Here is a 16,499-nt window from a genome sequence, read left to right on the forward strand (position 1 = left end):
ACGCGCGGCGGGATCCGTTCCTGCACTTTGAGATGCAGGGATAACAGTTCGCAAATGTTGCCGCCGCTTGGCACCAAATGCACAGATGCGGCCGCCGGCCGGAAACGGCACGAGGGAGCTCGGCTACAAGGACGTCGAGATGTATATCTGGGCGGGCCTGTTCGGGCAGAGCGCGCTGCCGGCGCCGATCGTCGGCCGTTTGCGCGAGGCGATGGGACAGGTGATGAAGAGCCCGGAGGTCCTCAAGACTTTCGAAGCCGCGGGCAGTCTCGTCGCCTATCAGGATGCGCCGGAGTTCTCGCAGTTCGTCGCCGCCGACAGCGTGCGGCTGATCGCGGCGGTCAGGAAGATCGGCAGGGTGGAATAAGTTCCATTGCTGCTTTCACATTTTGTTGTTGGTCCAGAACCTTCGCGCGCCTCATTGATTGAGGAGCGTTTGAGAGAAAATGAGAAGGATCGGGACATGCGAACAGGGCCGATTGCGCTCGGTGTGGCGCTTGCGATCGGCGGCACGGTCGCCGCGAGCGCCGTATCAGCCGAGGAATATCGCGGCACCATGGAACAACAGATGGCCTGCACGCCGGATGTCTGGCGCCTGTGCAGTGATCAGATTCCCGACGTGAATCGCATCGTCGCCTGTCTGCGGCAGAACACGCCGCAGCTTTCGAGCGGATGCCGGGCCGTCTTCGAAACCAACAACCAGGCGCAGCCGCCGCAAGTGCTGCCGCGCGGCCGGGCCGCACCGCCGCGCTACAACAATATGCCGCCGCCTCCTGCGGCGCCCCCGCCGCGGCCTTATTACGATGACGACTACTAGCGTGTCTGGCGATTAACGCGCTTTAAGGTCTATGCTCGCAGACGTCGACCCATTCGGCACTGACCAGCTCGGCCATCCGGTCGGGCGCGATGCGCACCGCGCTATGGGTTGAGCCCGCGGCCGGCACCACGATATCGAATGCCTTCAGCGACACGTCGCAATAGATCGGTAGCGGCGCCTTCAGCCCGAACGGGCAGACACCGCCGACTTCGTGGCCGGTGATGTCGGCGACCTCTTCGAGCTCCAGCATCTTCGGCTTGCCGCCGAACTGCGCCTTCACCTTCTTGTTGTCCATGCGCGAGGTACCGCTTGCGACGATCAGGACGACGCGCGCGCCGATCCGCAAGGACAGCGTTTTGGCGATACGGCCGGGTTCGACGCCGTAGGCCTCGGCGGCAAGCGGCACCGTCGCCGAGCTGATCGGCGATTCGATCACGGTGATGTCTGGGGCTTTCTCGGCGAAGAAGTCGCGAACGGATTGAATGCTCATAGGCGGGCGGCAATCCCGGGCAGTTCGGAAAGTGAGCGGACGCGGTGATCCGGCGCAAGGCCCAGCTCGTCCATCTGGGTCCGGATCGCCTTGAACATCGTCAGCGGTGCCACGAGATCGCTTTCGACGCAAGCCAGTGCCATGGCTTCCGGTGTCACGCGCTCGATCCAGGCGACGTTCAGTCCGAACGCCTTGGCGCCGGCGACATCCCACGGGTTCGAGGAGATGAACAACACTTCGTCGGGACGCGTACCGAGCACCTCGCCGATCAACGTATAGGCCTGCGGGCTCGGCTTGAAGATCTTCTTCGCGTCGACGCTGATCGTGGCATCGAGCAGCTTGTCGAGACCGGAGTTGTGCACGAGCGCGTCGAGCATGTCCGGGCTGCCGTTGGAGAGGATGGCGAGTTTTCGCGGCTTCAAGGCCGCGAGCGTGGCGGCCGCATCTGGATAGAGGTCGAGATGCAGGTATTTCTCGATCACGCGCTCGAACGCCTCGCGCTCGTAAGCGAGCCCGAGCACGCGCAGCGTATAGGCAAGCGAGTCGCGCGTGACTGCGGCAAAATCCTGATAGCGCTGCATCAGCGAGCGCAACCAGGTGTATTCGAGCTGCTTGATCCGCCAGACTTGCGTGATGATCTCGCCGTAGCCCGGAAACGCATCCTCGGTGACGTCAGCCACCGACTGGACGTCGTAGAGCGTTCCGTAGGCGTCGAAGACGACGGCTTTGATCGTCACGTTGACCCCTTGGCTAGATCCCCAACAACTTTCTCGCGTTCGCTTTCAACACTTTCGGCCGGATCTCGTCGCGGATGTCGATCTTGGCGAAATCGGCCAGCCACCGGTCCGGTGTGATCACCGGCCAGTCCGAGCCGAACAGCATCTTATCCTGCAGGATCGAGTTGATATAGCGCACCAGGATCGGTGGGAAGTATTTCGGCGACCAGCCGGACAGGTCGATATAGACGTTGGGCTTGTGGGTCGCGACCGACAGTGCCTCCTCCTGCCAGGGGAAGGACGGGTGGGCGAGGATGATCTTGAGGTCAGGGAAATCCGCCGCCACGTCATCCATGTACATCGGGTTGGAATATTTCAGCCGCATCCCCATGCCGCCGGGCATGCCCGAGCCGACGCCGGTCTGGCCGGTGTGGAACAGCGCGATCGCGCCGCCATTGTTGATCTCTTCGTAGAGCGGGTAGGCCATGCGGTCGTTGGCGTAGAAACCCTGCATGGTCGGGTGGAATTTGAAGCCGCGGACGCCGTATTCCTCGATCAGCTTGCGCGCCTCGCGCACACCAAGCTTGCCCTTGTGCGGGTCGATCGAGACGAACGGGATCAGCACGTCGAGATGCTCGGAGGCAGCCTCAATCATCTCGTAATTGTTGTAGCGGCGGAAGCCGGTCTCGCGCTCGGCATCGACCGGGAAGATCACGGCGGCGATGTTCTTCGAGCGGTAGTAGGCCGCGGTCTCCGGAACGGTCGGCGGATGCTTGTTCGGCGACTTGAAGTATTCCGCCATCTGCGCCTGGAAATCGTCATAGCCGTCGTCGGGGTGACAGCCGCAGGGCTCCTCGGCGTGGGTGTGGATGTCGATCGCGACGACGTCGTCGATGTTGGGCAACTTCAGCTTGGGCATTGGTTTCCTCCGGACAGGTTGCCAAATTGATTATATGATATAACGAATTTGGCAAGGCGTCGCAGGAAGCAGAGATTGGGACCGATCCGGCCACTTTCTACTTTGCATGGGGTTGTTTTCAAGAATTTGCTGGGTTGGAACGGGGCAGTTAACATTGACATCACCTGCCGCCATGCCTTAAGAACCGCCGCATCCCGGGCGGTCGGTCCGCCGGCGGGAAAAATCTCATTTTGCCACATTCGCGCGTGCCGAAACGGTAGTGCCGAACACGGCCTTTCGAACGTTCAGGATTCTGCCATGAAGGTCCGTAACTCGCTGAAATCGCTGCGCGGTCGCCACCGCGCCAACCGCCTGGTCCGCCGCAAGGGCCGGGTCTATGTGATCAACAAGGTGCAGCGCCGCTTCAAGGCTCGTCAGGGCTGAGTTCCCTGCCGAGGGCCTGCGCGCCCCCGCAAGACCACGGTCTCACACGACTTTGACGCCGTCCTTGCTATGCAAGGGCGGCTTTGCGCGTTTACACTTTCACCATGGCAGTGAGATTCTTGTCCGCGCATCCGCTCCGTCTGGCCGCCCTGCTGGCCGCGCTGACGGTCGTCGCCCCCGTCGTCCCCGCTTTCGCGCAGGATGATCCCTCAAGCCCGCCTGCAAAGCAGAAGAAGCTTCCCGAGGCGCCCGCCAAGCTGCCCAAGGTCGACCGCACCAAGAACCTCGATTTCCTGTTTGGCGCGCTGAAGGCGGCGCCCGATGATATCAGCGCCAAGCATGTCGAGGCGCGGATCTGGGCGATCTGGCTCCAGACCCCCAGCGATACGGCAGCACTGCTGATGACGCGGGCCAAGGCTGCCGTGGATGCGCAGAAGGTCGACGTCGCGATCAAGCTGCTGGATGCGGTCATCAAGCTCCGCCCCGACTATGTCGAGGCCTGGAACCGGCGCGCCACGCTCTACTACATGCAGAACGACTATGGCCGGTCGCTCGCCGACATTCGCGAGGTGCTGGTCCGGGAGCCGCGCCATTTCGGCGCCCTCGCAGGCCTCGGCATGATCATGCAGGAGATCGGTGACGAGAAGCGTGCGCTGGATGCCTACCGCAAGGCGCTCGCCATCAACCCGCACCTCGACAAGATCCCCGATCAGGTCAAGGCGCTGACCGAGAAGGTCGAAGGGCGGGACATCTAGCCCCCAACTCGATGTTGTTTTGAGCGACTGCGGAGCGCGGCCATTAACCACGCGTCGAGCAGCCTTGCGGCGAGGGGATGATTTTCCCGCGCCTTCGGGATTAGCTGCATGACAGCCACAAGTGGGAGCCGTGCGATGAAACGCGTGATTCTTGCGGGGGTGTTGTTGCTGGTGTCCGCAACGGCCTGTCTTGCTGACGGGCTGTTCTGGGTGGTGGGCAACCGTGCCACCGGAAAATGCGAGATCGTGACCAGCAATCCCGTCATCATGGGCGACATCTGGTTCGGCGACGGTCCCTACAAGTCCAAGGCCGACGCCAAGCTTGCGCGGTCGACGATCCGTGCCTGTCCGGGGCCAGATGCCGGCGAAGACAAGGACGACGACAACGCGGACTAGGCTCGCCTAGTGCAGGATGTGGTCGCCGCGCTCGGCGAGGCTCCGGTCCGCGGCCGCGGCATAGAGTTTTGCCAGCTCGGCTTCGAGATGCTCGTTGATCAGGAGCAGCGCGCGTACCGCGCCGCGCAGGTCACCACTGCAGCTCGCAACGATCTCGTCGATCGCAGTATCTTTTGATCGCAGACTCATCGAAAAAACCTCCAATCCAAAACAGAACAATCTGCCGGTCTTTCCCGCGTTCCTGTGGATTGCGTGGAGGATCGGCGCCCACCCGCGCTTAAGAGGCGGAACCGACCGTGGCGATTATATGGAGGCGGCGATGACGGCTGCATGAACCGGCCTGATCGGCGGCGCGCTTTCAGACCCGCATTGATTTTATTGATATTTTCCCAATTGGAATTCTATTGATATCCACAGGGTAGGGACTCTCAGCGGGAAGGCAAAGCCGGCGCATCGAAAAGAAACTGCCAGACGTTGAGACCGTAACTGCCATGTGCCCTGGATCGCCCGGACCATCTTCATGATCGTATTTTTCGTCGTGACGGCGCTCGTTGCGCTCGTCGTCGTCACGCTGGCCGGTGTTTGGGCCGTCGAGCGTGCCTTCCCGCCGCAGGGCGAGATGATCGAGGTCGCCGGTGCAACGCTGCATATCGTCGATCTCGGCCCGCGCGATGCCGGCCTGCCGATCGTCATGCTGCATGGCGCGAGCTCGAATCTGGAAGTGATGCGGCGCCCGCTTGGCGATCTCCTTGCCGAAAAGCATCGCGTGATTCTGATCGATCGCCCCGGCCATGGCTGGAGCACGCGGGCGCGGCTCAAGGATTCGACGACCGAAGTGCAGGCGCGGATGGTCGACGAGGCCCTGGCCAAGCTCGGCATCGACCGCGCGGTGTTCGTGGTGCATTCCTGGAGCGGGGCGCTCGGTGCGCGGCTTGCACTCGATTATGCCGGTCGTGTCGCAGGTCTCGTCATGCTGGCGCCGGTCACCCATCCCTGGCGCGGCGGCGTCGGGCGCTACAATGAGATCATCGCAACGCCGGTGATCGGCCCCTTGCTCGCCTACACCATCACGCTGCCGCTCGGCTATCTGCTTGCAGCGCCCGGTGCGCGGAACGTCTTCCTGCCGCAGATGATGCCGGATGGCTTCGTGCGGGACTCCGCGACGCCGCTGCTTTTGCGCCCGCGCGAGTTCATCGCCAATGCCTACGATTTGGTGACGCTGAAGGCGTCGGTGGCCGCGCAAGCTGCGCGCTATGGCGAGATTTCAGCGCCGACCGTGGTCATCGCCGGCGCGCCCGACAAGACGGTATCCACCAATATCCACGCCCGCCCGTTCGCCGCGACCGTGCCGAATGCGAAGCTGATCGTGTTGCCCGATCTCGGCCACATGGTGCAGACCACGGAGCCGGACCTGGTGAAGAGCGAGATCGAGGCGCTGATCGCCGCGATCACGTCCGAGAAGGCGGCCGCCGATTAGCGGCCGCCAATCTCGCTGTGTTACGCTTGATCCCGTTATTGCTTGATCTTCCCGTCCTTGTCGAACTGGGAAACGAAGGCCCAGAGATCGTTGATCTCCTTCTCGTTCTTGATGCCAGCAAACGCCATCTTGGTGCCGGGGATCTTGGCCTTGGGATCCTTGATGTATTCCTTGAACTGCGCCTCATTCCAGGTGATGCCGGAATTCTTGTTGGCATCCGAATAATTGTAGTCCGGCGCCGTGCCGGACTTGCGGCCGTCGAGGCCGTTGAGCTCCGGTCCGACCTTGTTCTTCGCGCCTTCGCCGATCGCGTGGCAGGCGAGGCACTTGTTGAACGACGTCTTGCCGGCTGCGGCGTCCTGCGCCATCGCTCCGGACGATATGGCGGTGGACGCTGCGGCAGTCATGGCGAGGGCAACCAGCGCGCCGAAAGTCATTTTTGTCATAGGGGGCTCTTCGTCTCTTCCCGGGATCAGATTGAGTTCATGGTTTTGGCAGGTCCGGTTCAGGTGGACAAGCTGCGAAACCATTGACAGGTTTCGCGATAGCAGACTTGCCCCAGAGAGAACTTGCGCTGCAACAAAGCAATGCGACCTTTGGAGGACCTACCCAAAGACAGCAAGACATGATTGATTTGGCGGGATAATCTCCTCCGTCGGACGAAGGTTCGTAACATGGCCATCATGATGCCCGCATCCGACCAGGCCGTGCTGGCGCGTCGCAGCGAGATCGTTGCCGCCCTGCGCGCGATCGTGCCCGGCGAAGGTGTGATCGACAGCGCCGCCGAGATGCGGGTCTATGAGTCCGACGGGCTGACCGCCTATCGCCAGCCGCCGATGGTCGTGGTGCTGCCTGACACGACCGAGCAGGTCTCGCTGGTCCTGAAATATTGTGCCGAACACGGCATCAAGGTGGTGCCGCGCGGCTCTGGTACCTCGCTGTCGGGCGGCGCGTTGCCGCTGGAAGACGGCGTGCTCTTAGGGCTCGGCAAGTTCAAGCGCATCCGCGAGATCGATCTCGACAACCGCGTCGTCGTCACCGAGCCCGGCGTTACAAATCTTGCAATCAGCCAGGCGGTCGCGCATGCCGGTTTCTACTACGCGCCCGATCCCTCGTCGCAGATCGCCTGCTCGATCGGCGGCAATGTCGCGGAAAATTCCGGCGGCGTGCACTGCCTGAAATACGGCATGACCACCAACAACGTGCTCGGCTGCGAGTTCGTGCTGATGAGCGGCGAGATCCTGCGCATCGGCGGCAAGGCGGCGGAGAATTCAGGCTACGACCTGATGGGCGTGATCACGGGCTCGGAAGGCCTGCTCGGCGTCATCACCGAGATCACGGTGCGCATCCTGCAGAAGCCGGAGACGGCGCGCGCATTGATGGTCGGGTTTGCGGAAGTCGAGGCGGCCGGCGAATGCGTGGCGCGGATCATCGGCGCCGGCATCATTCCCGGCGGCATGGAGATGATGGACAAGCCCGCGATCCACGCCGCGGAAGCCTTCGTCCATGCCGGCTATCCGCTCGATGTGGAGGCGCTTCTGATCATCGAGCTCGACGGTCCGAGCATCGAGGTCGATGAGTTGATCAAGCGCGTGGAGGCCATCGCGCAAGGCTGTGGCTCGACCACCTGCCAGATATCGACTTCGGAAGCCGAGCGCAATTTGTTCTGGGCGGGCCGGAAAGCTGCATTCCCTGCCGTAGGCCGCATCTCGCCCGACTATCTCTGCATGGACGGGACAATTCCGCGCGGCGCGCTGCCGAAGGCGCTGGCGCGCATCCGCGAGCTCTCGGAAAAATACCAGCTCGGCTGCGCCAACGTATTCCATGCCGGCGACGGCAATCTGCATCCGCTGATCCTCTACGATGCCAACAAGCCCGGCGAGATCGAGCGCGCCGAAGCGTTCGGCGCCGATATCCTGCGCGCCTGCGTCGAGTTCGGCGGCGTGCTCACCGGTGAGCACGGCGTCGGCATCGAGAAGCGCGACCTCATGGGCGATATGTTCAACGAGATCGACCTCAATCAGCAGCAGCGGCTGAAATGCGCCTTCGACGCGCAGGGCCTGCTCAACCCCGGAAAGGTGTTCCCGACCCTGCACCGCTGCGCCGAGCTCGGTCGCATGCATGTGCATGCGGGCAAGCTGGCGTTTCCGGACATTCCGCGGTTCTGAGGATCCGGCATTATCGGTCCAGGTGGCGGCATGACGGACATTCCGGTAGGCACGGCGACGACTGCAACTGCGGGGGCGCATGCCCCGCCGCGGCTCCTGTTCATCGACAACATCCGCTGGTCGATGATCCTGCTCGTGCTGAGCATGCACGCGGCCGACACCTACAGCCCGTTCGGCAATTGGTACTATGTCGACCGGCAGGCGACCGGCTTTGGCGCGGCACTGTTCTTCGGCATCTACCAGAGCTTCCTCCAGGCCTTCTTCATGGCGGCGCTGTTCTTCATTGCCGGCTACTTCGCCGCGGCGTCGTTCGACCGGAAGGGATTTTGGCTATTCGCCCGCGACCGGCTGCTCCGGCTGGGGCTGCCGACCCTGCTCTACATGTTCGTGATCGGCCCGCTTACGCAGTATTTCCTGTCGCGGACCTGGGGACGTGGCGGCTTCGGCCATCAGTGGCTGACCCATCTTGGGGATGGCGAGTGGCTGTCCGAGACGGGTCCTATGTGGTTCTGCGCTGTCCTGCTCCTGTTCTCGCTTGCCTATGGTCTGATCCGGTTGTCGGGCTGGCAAGAGCGCACGGTCGCGCTGCGTGGGCCAATGGTGGTCGCTTTCGTGATCGCCATGGCGGGAGCCACCTTTGCCGTGCGCATCGTCATGCAGGCCGGCGCCTCGGTGCTCAATGTTCATCCTGGCGACCTGCCGCAATATGTCCTGATGTTCGTGGCCGGAGCCTATGGCTATCGCGGCAACTGGATGACGGGACTTGCCGAGGGCGCCTGTCTGCGCTGGGGAGCGCTTGCGCTCACGCTCTCCATTCCGCTGTTCGCGGCACTGGTGCTGTTCGGCGGCGGCCTCGAGGGCGAGACTGCGCTCTATTCCGGCGGCTTCAATCTCGTCAGTGCCGGGAAATGCCTGTGGGAGGCGCTGGTCTGTGTGGGCATGGGCCTCGTCATTCTGGCGGTCTATCGCCGCCGTTTCGACGGGCAGGGGCCCGTCGCCAAATGGCTCTCGGACAACGCGTTCGGCGTTTACCTGATCCACCCGCCGATCCTGATCGGCTTCGCCATGCTGTTGCATGGGCTACCGCTCTTCACACTCACGAAGGCGCTCCTGCTGACGATGCTGGCCGCGGTCGGCAGCTTCACCGTCTCCGCGCTGATCCTGCGGAAGTCGCCGCTGCGCGCGATCATCTAATCGCGCGCAGCGTGTGAGGAGGTCTTAGATCAACGCGTACTGTGTGCGCTCGCGCCGCGCCAGCAGCGGCAGCGCCCGGCTTGCGATGTGAGCCTTGAAATGCGCGCTCTCCTGATGCGCCTTGAAGGCCGCTTCATCGCGGAACAGTTCGTAGAACAGGAACTGTCCCGGATTCTCGGTGCCGCGGCTGATCAGGAACAGTTTTACGCCGGGCTCGCTTTGCGCCTCCGGCAGGAAGCCGCGCAGGATCTCGGCGACGTTGTCGGCCTGTCCGTCCTTGGCTTCCCACTGCGCCACGACCAGAAGGCCTCCGCCGCTGGTCGCCTCGCTGATGGTGCGCTGGTTCATTGCCTGTCCGTTCATGATGGAACTCCTGTCGATGGGGCGTCGGTAACAATTCGATTCATAACGAAATTTGGAAGGCGATAATTCGATAGTGGGCGAAGTGACGATGTCATGTCCGGAGCGGCGCGAGCCCCGCGCGAATTGATTTCCGACGGAAATTTCGCTACCGCCTTTTCCCGTGGATACGCTCAAGGTCAGAGACGCCCAAGACGTCGAAGAGGTGGTGCGCGCGGCGATTGCCAATGAGCAGCCGCTCGAGATCATTGGCCATGGCAGCAAGCGCGGCATCGGCCACGTGATGGCGACCAACGCCGTGCTCGACGTCTCCGCGCTCAACGCGATCACTTCCTATGAGCCCAACGAGCTGATCATCACGCTCCAGGCCGGCGCGCCGCTGGCCGACGTGCTGTCGCTGATCGATGCCAAGAGTCAGCAATTCGCCTTCGAGCCGATGAACACTGCGCCCCTCCTGGGGACGCCGGGGCTCGGCACCATCGGCGGCATGATCGCGGCGGGCCTCGCCGGGCCGCGCCGCATCAAGGCCGGGGCGGTGCGCGACCATCTGCTCGGTGCGCACGCCGTCTCCGGCTTCGGCGACAGTTTCAAGACTGGCGGCAAGGTGGTGAAGAACGTCACCGGCTATGACCTCTGCAAGCTGCTCGCCGGTTCCTGGGGCACGCTGTCGGTCATGACCGAGGTGACGCTCAAGGTCATGCCGAAGCCGGAGAGCGAGCGGACGCTGCTGCTCAGGGGGCTGGACGATGCCGGCGCCAACAAGGCCATGACCGCGGCGCTCGGTTCGCCCTTCGACGTATCGGGCGCGGCGCATCTGCCGAAATCGGCTTTGCGGGAGAGAGCCGAAGGGCTCGGCGACATCGCTGCTCAAGGGGAGCCGCTTACCGTGCTGCGGCTCGAGGGCATCACCGCTTCGGCCGCCCACCGCGCCGTCTCGCTGCGCGAGGCGCTCGCGCCGTTCGGAACCGCCACCATCGTGGAGGATGCCGCCTCGGCCGCATTGTGGACCGCGATCCGGGACGTGCTGCCATTCGCGGCCGATGGCGCGCTTGGTGCCTGGCCGGTGTGGCGGATCGTCTGTCCGGCGGCCTCTGGTGCCGCGGTCGGCCGGCTGCTGGCGCGGGATACCGGCGGCGACGTGATCTACGACTGGGGCGGCGGGCTGATCTGGGCGGCCGTGCCGCCAAAGGGCGATGCGCAAGCCTCCATCGTGCGCCAGCGCGCGGAGGCCGTCGGCGGGCACGCCATGCTGGTCCGGGCACCTGAAGAGGTGCGGCGCAATGTGGACGTGTTCCATCCGCAGGCGCCGGGCGTCGCCGCCCTCAGCGAGCGGGTTCGCGTCAGCTTCGATCCGAAGACAATCCTCAATCGCGGGCGGCTGAAGCGGGGCGCGGCATGAAGACCGAATTCTCGCTCACCCAGCTCGCCGATCCCGACATCGCGGAAGCCGACAAGATCCTGCGTGCCTGCGTGCATTGCGGCTTCTGCACCGCGACCTGTCCGACCTATGTGCTGCTCGGCGACGAGCTCGATAGCCCGCGCGGCCGCATCTACCTGATCAAGGAGATGCTGGAGAAGGACCAGGCGCCGACATCAGAGGTCGTCAAGCATGTCGACCGCTGCCTGTCGTGCCTTGCCTGCATGACCACGTGTCCGTCCGGGGTGAACTACATGCACCTGGTCGACCAGGCCCGGGTCCGGATCGAAGAGCGTTACGAGCGGCCGCTTGCCGAGCGAATGCTCCGCGCCGTGCTGGCATTCGTCCTGCCCGACCCGCAGCGCTTTCGCATCAGCATGTCGCTGGCGCGGCTTGCCCGGCCGTTCGCGGCTTTGCTGCCGACGCCGCGGCCGTCGGCTACCCCTGGCCTCACGCAGCGGATCAAGGCGATGCTGGCGCTCGCGCCAGGCCGGCTGCCGGCGCCAGGGCCCGCCGCTGGCAGCGTCTTTGCGCCGCTCGGCAAGAGGCGGGGGCGGGTCGCGCTGCTCCAGGGCTGCGCCCAGCAGGTGCTGGCGCCGCGGATCAACCAGGCCGCCATCAACCTTTTGACCCGCCACGGCATCGAGGTCGTGCTGGTCCGGGACGAGCAATGCTGCGGCGCGCTGACCCATCACCTCGGCCGCGACGACGACGCGCTCGCACGGGCGCGGGCGAACGTCGCGGCCTGGCGCCGCGAGGCGGCAAAGGATGGTCTCGATGCCATCCTGGTGACGACGTCCGGCTGCGGCACGGTCATCAAGGACTACGGCTATCTGCTGCGCGAGGACCGCGACTTCGCGAGCGATGCGGCCAGCGTCTCTGCGCTCGCCAAGGACATCACGGAGTATGTCGCAGGCCTTGCGCTGCAGCCGTTGAGGCGACACGACGACATCGTCGTCGCCTATCATTCCGCTTGTTCACTGCAGCACGGGCAGAAAATCACTGGGCTTCCGAAAGAATTGCTTTCCAAGAACGGATTCGTGGTGAAAGATATCCCCGAGAGCCATTTGTGTTGCGGTTCGGCGGGGACCTACAACATTCTCCAGCCCGACCTTGCGGGCAGGTTGCGCGATCGCAAGGTCGCCAACATCGCGAGCGTCAAGCCGGACATGATTGCCGCAGGCAATATCGGCTGCATGGTGCAGATTGCCAGCGGGACATCAGTGCCGGTCGTGCACACGATTGAGCTTCTCGATTGGGCGACGGGCGGTGCGCAGCCGGTATTGAACTAGTCGAATTGTAGTAGCCGACTGCGCCGCGCCCGGAGGTGGACGACTGAAGGCCCGATCGACATTGTTCGACGGCAACAGGAGGATCACGATGGCGAAAGCGAAGAAGAAGAAAAGCAAGAAGGCCAAAAAGGCCAAGAAAGCCGTAGCGGCGAAGAAGACCTCAAAGAAGGCCGCAAAGAAGGCCGCAAAGAAGGCCGGCAAGAAGAGCTCGGCGAAGAAAGCCGCCAAGAAGGCAGCAAAGACATCGGCAAAGAAGGCCGCACCGAAGAAGGCAGCCAAGAAGGCCGCCAAGAAGGCCGCAAAGAAATCCGCGAAGACGGCGGCACCCAGGAAGAGCGCGAAGAAGGCGGCGCCGACCCCCAAGCCACCGGCCCCCATGGAAGCTCCCGCTCCCGAGCCCGCACCGGAGGCGAGCTGGGCGACTCCGTCCAGCGGCGACGGCTCGTCGGCTTCGGCCGAAGGTCAGGGCTAGCTCTCGCTTCGCGCTTCAAACGACGATCAGCAATCAGGAAGGCCGCGGCGGCGACGCTGCGGCCTTTTTGCATCGACAGATTGCATCAGAGCGCGCGCGACATTGGCTTCCCCTCTTGGTTCACCATGGGCTGCGGCTGATTCGTGTCGCCGCGCTCGGCCTGTGCTGCACATCCGTAACAAACCGGAGGCGGGGCGCCCTCTGGAATGCAAACATGTTGTCGAGATGCAACACGTCCCGACAACCTTTCGTGGAATTGCCATAACGCCTAAAAAGTCGGCAGATGCATGTGTTTTTTGCTTCACTGAATGGGGGCCTCACTCCAGATTGCGGCGGTTAAGAGCTTTGCAGTCAGGGTTCGCATGCCCCGGGGGGCGCCGGGATCGGACTTGCCTTGAGAAGGTGATGGGGAAAGAAATGAAGAAAGTGGCTTTGTTGGCAACGGCGCTGGCAATGGTGACGGGTTCGGCTCTGGCGGCAGACATGCCGGTGAAGGCTGTGAAAGCGCCTCCGCCGCCCGCCTTCGATCCTTGGGATGTCGCCTTCGGCGGCGGCATCATGAGCGACTACATCTTCCGCGGCATCACCCAGTCGAACCACAAGCCGTCCGTCACGGCCTATTTCGAGCCGCGCTACAACGTCACCAAGGACCTCCAGCTCTATGTCGGCGTGTCCGGTGAGAGCATCTCCTTCCCGAACCGCGCCGCGGCCGAGATCGACGTCTACGGCGGTATCCGCCCGACCTTCGGCGCATTCGCCTTCGACATCGGCGTCTGGGGTTACCTGTATCCGGGCGGCAGCTGCTTCTTCGGCGCGCCCGGCATCGACTTCGCCGGCAACTTCCAGGGCGCCGAGTGCGCCTCGCAGGCCCTGATCAATGCCAACGTGATCAAGAAGGATCTGAGCTTCTTCGAAGTCTACGGCAAGATGACCTACACGGTGAACGACAACTGGGCGTTCGGCGTCACCGAGTACTACACTCCGAGCTACCTGAACTCGGGCGCCTGGGGCAACTACAGCTCGATCACCGGCAAGTACACCGCGCCGAGCACCCTCTTCGGCTCGAGTGGCGTCGGCATGTACGTGTCGGGCGAGTTCGGCCGTCAGTGGCTCGGCACCTCCGACAGCTTCTACGGCGTGGCTGCGTTCCCGAACGGCATCAAATATGCCGACTACAACACCTGGAACGTTGGCATCGGCTTCACCTACAAGGTGTTCACGCTGGACCTGCGCTACTCCGACACCAACCTCTCCAAGGGTGACTGTAACGCCTTCACCAGCGACTGGTCGGCCCGCGGCAACATCACCGCCTCCACCGGTACCTTCGTGACCCCGATCAACCCGTCGGGCGTCGGCTCCAACTGGTGCGGCGCGGCCGGCATCGCCAAGCTGTCGTTCGACCTGACAGCGATGACCAACCTGAAGTAAGCTTCTTCCCTAGATCGACTGAAGGGGCGGCAGGACATCCTGCCGCCCTTTTGCTTTTTGGGGGAAACCGCGACGTCTCCTATGGGGCGCTAACACGGACAACTGTCGTTATGCCCGGGCCTGTCCCGGGCATCCACGTTCTTTGTGCCTTGGGTAAGGCGTGGATGGCCGGGTCAAGCCCGGCCATGACGATGTGGAAGCCTTCACCGCACCCAGATCAGCGCGCTTCGCTCGGCTCCGCCGGGGCCGGTGCGCCGACGCCGCCGAGCACGTGAATCTCGCCGTCCTGGACCAGCCTGACATTGCGGGTGTGGAAGGCATCCAGCGTGGAGCGGTGGCCGATCGATACGATCGTGGTCGACGGCAGCTTCTCCTCCATGAGGCGGTAGAGCAGGGCCTCCGATGGCTCGTCGAGCGAGGCGGTCGCCTCGTCGAGGAACAGGTAATCCGGCGCATGCAGCAGCGCCCGCGCCACCCCTAGGCGCTGCTGCTCGCCGAGCGACAGCGTCCTGTTCCAGTGCCCTTCCTCGTCGAGCTGCTCGGCAAGCCTCGGCATGCCGACCGCTCTCAGCGTCTCCTTGATCTTGTCGGGCGCGATCGTGCCGTGCTCTGCCGGGTAGATCACGGCGTCGCCGAGCGGGCCAATCGGGAAATACGGCCGCTGCGGCAGCATCATCAGGCTGGATTTCCCGGGGATAGCGATCTTGCCGGTGCCGAACGGCCAGATCCCGGCGATGGCGCGGAACAGCGTCGACTTGCCTGACCCCGACGGTCCCGTCACCAGCACGCGCTCGGGGTGCTGGATCGCAAAGGCGTTGGCTGCGACCAGCGGCTTGCCGTTGGGTAGCTTCACCAGCAGTTGCTCGAGCGCGATGGCCTCGCTGCCCGTGGACGACGTCACGCCGATGGTCGGCTCATGCGCGGGAAGATTGGCGGCCGAGCTGACCGACATCTCGAAGCCGTCGAGACGGGCGACAACCGCGCGCCATTCGGCGAGCGATCGGTAAGTGGTTACGAAGAACGACAGCGCCCGCTGCACGCTGCCGAACGCTGAGCCGGTCTGCATCATGTCGCCGAGCTGGATCTTCTTGGCGAAGTAAGCCGGCGCCACCAGCACATAGGGGAAGATCACGGCGGCCTGCTGATAGCTCGCCGTGAACGCGGTCAGGCGCTTGGTGCGGCTCATAATGCCGTACCAATTGCCGATCACGAAGCTGAAGCGGTGCAGCAGGCGTCCGCGCTCGGCGCTCTCGCCCTTCAGCAGCGCAATCTGCTCGGAATTCTCGCGCACCCGCACCAGGTTGAAGCGGAAGTCGGCTTCATAGCGCTGCTGCTCGAAATTGAGATTGACCAGCGGCACGCCGATCCAGTGCGTCAGGGCGGTGCCGAGGATCGCATAGATCAGGGCGCCCCAGCACAGGTAGCCGGGAATCACGAAATCGGTGCCGAAGAGATGCAGGGGGGCGGCGTTGGACAGGCCCCAAAGAATGATCACGAAGGAGAACAGCGTCACGATCGAGGAGAGCAGGCCGACGCCGATGCTGAGCGTCTGCTCGACGAAATTCTTGACGTCGTCGGTGATGCGCTGGTCCGGATTGTCGGCGGCGTCGCCCGTGAGTTGCATGCGGTAGTGCGTGGCGTCATCGAGCCATTCGCCGAGATAGTGCCGCGTCAGCCATTGCCGCCAGCGGATCTGGAGCCACTGGTTGAGATAGAGCTGATAGACCGCGAGCGCGACGAAGGCCGAGGCAAGGCCGACGAAGATCCAGATCTCGCGCACGAAGCTGTCCAGATCATAGGCCTGGAGCGCACTGTAGAAGCGGTTCTGCCACTGGTTCACGAGCACGTCGATCGCGACCAGCGTGAGCTCGATCGCGATCACTGCGGCGAGCAGGCCGCGGCCGGCCCATTTGTCCTCGGACCGGAAGTAGGGCATGGCGATTCGCCAAACGGTCGCGAGCGTCGCGCGGATGTTCTTCACAGATAGGGGTCTCCTGCGGGGTGGGCGTAAGCGCCTGATGCAACGGCGCAAATAAGCGCGCTTAGACTAAAGTTGCAAATCCGGCGATTTGCGTTGTCCGGGCCGGCAACCCTAGCATGGGCATAACGGCGCGGGGTGGGGGGCCTCCGGGACTTCGCGAGCTTGTGAGCGTACTGGAACCGCCACATTCGCGA

At 63.6% G+C, this 16,499-nt stretch carries 19 protein-coding genes; 12 read left to right on the plus strand and 7 right to left on the minus strand.

Features of this window, described 5'->3' with window-relative positions; translation table 11 throughout:
• Positions 1-67: 67 nt before the first annotated feature.
• Together SO156_RS27270 and SO156_RS27275 are read left to right on the plus strand one after the other, a co-directional pair.
• Positions 68-367, plus strand: coding sequence for a tripartite tricarboxylate transporter substrate-binding protein (locus SO156_RS27270; protein WP_498536916.1), 300 nt, complete (start codon positions 68-70; stop codon positions 365-367).
• 96 nt (positions 368-463) lie between these two features.
• Positions 464-817, plus strand: coding sequence for a hypothetical protein (locus SO156_RS27275; RefSeq protein WP_498536917.1), 354 nt, complete (start codon positions 464-466; stop codon positions 815-817).
• A gap of 22 nt (positions 818-839) precedes the next feature.
• Here the strand turns inward: SO156_RS27275 and SO156_RS27280 are convergent, their stop codons facing one another.
• From SO156_RS27280 to SO156_RS27290, 3 genes are read right to left on the minus strand one after another with little or no spacing between them, the layout of a single operon-like run.
• Positions 840-1,307: a YbaK/EbsC family protein gene (locus SO156_RS27280; RefSeq protein ID WP_498536918.1), complete on the minus strand. Its 468-nt coding sequence runs from the start codon at positions 1,305-1,307 to the stop codon at positions 840-842.
• On the minus strand, positions 1,304-2,044 hold the full coding sequence (locus tag SO156_RS27285) for a haloacid dehalogenase type II (protein WP_498536919.1): 741 nt from the start codon (positions 2,042-2,044) through the stop codon (positions 1,304-1,306). Before SO156_RS27285 ends, SO156_RS27280 begins: the two co-directional genes overlap by 4 nt.
• Positions 2,045-2,057: 13 nt before the next feature.
• Positions 2,058-2,942 carry an amidohydrolase family protein gene (locus SO156_RS27290; protein WP_498536920.1) on the minus strand — a complete coding sequence of 295 codons (885 nt, stop codon included), beginning with the start codon at positions 2,940-2,942 and terminating at the stop codon, positions 2,058-2,060.
• Positions 2,943-3,239: 297 nt separating this feature from the next.
• Here SO156_RS27290 and ykgO point away from each other — a divergent pair, with 297 nt between their 5' ends.
• The 3 genes from ykgO (at position 3,240) to SO156_RS27305 (ending at position 4,516) form a co-directional block, all read left to right on the plus strand.
• Positions 3,240-3,365: a type B 50S ribosomal protein L36 gene (ykgO, locus tag SO156_RS27295; protein WP_006611362.1), complete on the plus strand. Its 126-nt coding sequence runs from the start codon at positions 3,240-3,242 to the stop codon at positions 3,363-3,365.
• Between the two features lie 104 nt (positions 3,366-3,469).
• Positions 3,470-4,120, plus strand: coding sequence for a tetratricopeptide repeat protein (locus tag SO156_RS27300; RefSeq protein ID WP_498536921.1), 651 nt, complete (start codon positions 3,470-3,472; stop codon positions 4,118-4,120).
• 135 nt (positions 4,121-4,255) lie between these two features.
• Positions 4,256-4,516: a hypothetical protein gene (locus SO156_RS27305; RefSeq protein ID WP_498536922.1), complete on the plus strand. Its 261-nt coding sequence runs from the start codon at positions 4,256-4,258 to the stop codon at positions 4,514-4,516.
• A gap of 6 nt (positions 4,517-4,522) precedes the next feature.
• Here SO156_RS27305 and SO156_RS27310 read toward each other — a convergent pair whose 3' ends face one another.
• Entirely contained in the window at positions 4,523-4,705 is a 183-nt protein-coding gene (locus tag SO156_RS27310) for a hypothetical protein (protein ID WP_458150231.1), read from the minus strand.
• Positions 4,706-5,036: 331 nt separating this feature from the next.
• Here SO156_RS27310 and SO156_RS27315 point away from each other — a divergent pair, with 331 nt between their 5' ends.
• Positions 5,037-5,993 carry an alpha/beta fold hydrolase gene (locus tag SO156_RS27315; RefSeq protein ID WP_498536923.1) on the plus strand — a complete coding sequence of 319 codons (957 nt, stop codon included), beginning with the start codon at positions 5,037-5,039 and terminating at the stop codon, positions 5,991-5,993.
• Positions 5,994-6,028: 35 nt separating this feature from the next.
• Here the strand turns inward: SO156_RS27315 and cycA are convergent, their stop codons facing one another.
• On the minus strand, positions 6,029-6,439 hold the full coding sequence (cycA, locus tag SO156_RS27320; protein ID WP_458150233.1) for a cytochrome c-550 CycA: 411 nt from the start codon (positions 6,437-6,439) through the stop codon (positions 6,029-6,031).
• Between the two features lie 228 nt (positions 6,440-6,667).
• On the opposite strand from cycA, the gene SO156_RS27325 reads away from it, so the two are divergent.
• Both SO156_RS27325 and SO156_RS27330 read left to right on the plus strand, forming a co-directional pair.
• Positions 6,668-8,161, plus strand: a complete 1,494-nt coding sequence (locus SO156_RS27325) for an FAD-linked oxidase C-terminal domain-containing protein (RefSeq protein WP_458150234.1) — start codon at positions 6,668-6,670, stop codon at positions 8,159-8,161.
• A gap of 30 nt (positions 8,162-8,191) precedes the next feature.
• Positions 8,192-9,355 carry an acyltransferase family protein gene (locus SO156_RS27330; protein ID WP_498536924.1) on the plus strand — a complete coding sequence of 388 codons (1,164 nt, stop codon included), beginning with the start codon at positions 8,192-8,194 and terminating at the stop codon, positions 9,353-9,355.
• 24 nt (positions 9,356-9,379) lie between these two features.
• Here the strand turns inward: SO156_RS27330 and SO156_RS27335 are convergent, their stop codons facing one another.
• Positions 9,380-9,718 carry a putative quinol monooxygenase gene (locus SO156_RS27335; RefSeq protein ID WP_498536925.1) on the minus strand — a complete coding sequence of 113 codons (339 nt, stop codon included), beginning with the start codon at positions 9,716-9,718 and terminating at the stop codon, positions 9,380-9,382.
• Positions 9,719-9,878: 160 nt separating this feature from the next.
• Between SO156_RS27335 and SO156_RS27340 the strand changes: the two genes are divergently transcribed.
• The 4 genes from SO156_RS27340 (at position 9,879) to SO156_RS27355 (ending at position 14,324) form a co-directional block, all read left to right on the plus strand.
• Positions 9,879-11,114 (plus strand): FAD-binding protein, encoded by a 1,236-nt coding sequence (locus tag SO156_RS27340; RefSeq protein WP_498536926.1) that lies wholly within the window; start codon positions 9,879-9,881, stop codon positions 11,112-11,114.
• Complete coding sequence (gene glcF, locus SO156_RS27345; protein WP_498536927.1) at positions 11,111-12,424, plus strand: glycolate oxidase subunit GlcF; 1,314 nt, start codon at positions 11,111-11,113, stop codon at positions 12,422-12,424. Before SO156_RS27340 ends, glcF begins: the two co-directional genes overlap by 4 nt.
• Positions 12,425-12,512: 88 nt before the next feature.
• Positions 12,513-12,896, plus strand: a complete 384-nt coding sequence (locus SO156_RS27350) for a histone (protein WP_498536928.1) — start codon at positions 12,513-12,515, stop codon at positions 12,894-12,896.
• A 417-nt stretch (positions 12,897-13,313) separates the two neighbouring features.
• Positions 13,314-14,324, plus strand: coding sequence for a TorF family putative porin (locus SO156_RS27355; RefSeq protein ID WP_458150240.1), 1,011 nt, complete (start codon positions 13,314-13,316; stop codon positions 14,322-14,324).
• Positions 14,325-14,541: 217 nt separating this feature from the next.
• On the opposite strand, the gene SO156_RS27360 is transcribed toward SO156_RS27355, so the two are convergent.
• Positions 14,542-16,305: an ABC transporter ATP-binding protein/permease gene (locus tag SO156_RS27360; RefSeq protein ID WP_458150241.1), complete on the minus strand. Its 1,764-nt coding sequence runs from the start codon at positions 16,303-16,305 to the stop codon at positions 14,542-14,544.
• Between the last annotated feature and the right edge of the window lie 194 nt (positions 16,306-16,499).

Source organism: Bradyrhizobium sp. UFLA05-125 (assembly GCF_059803515.1).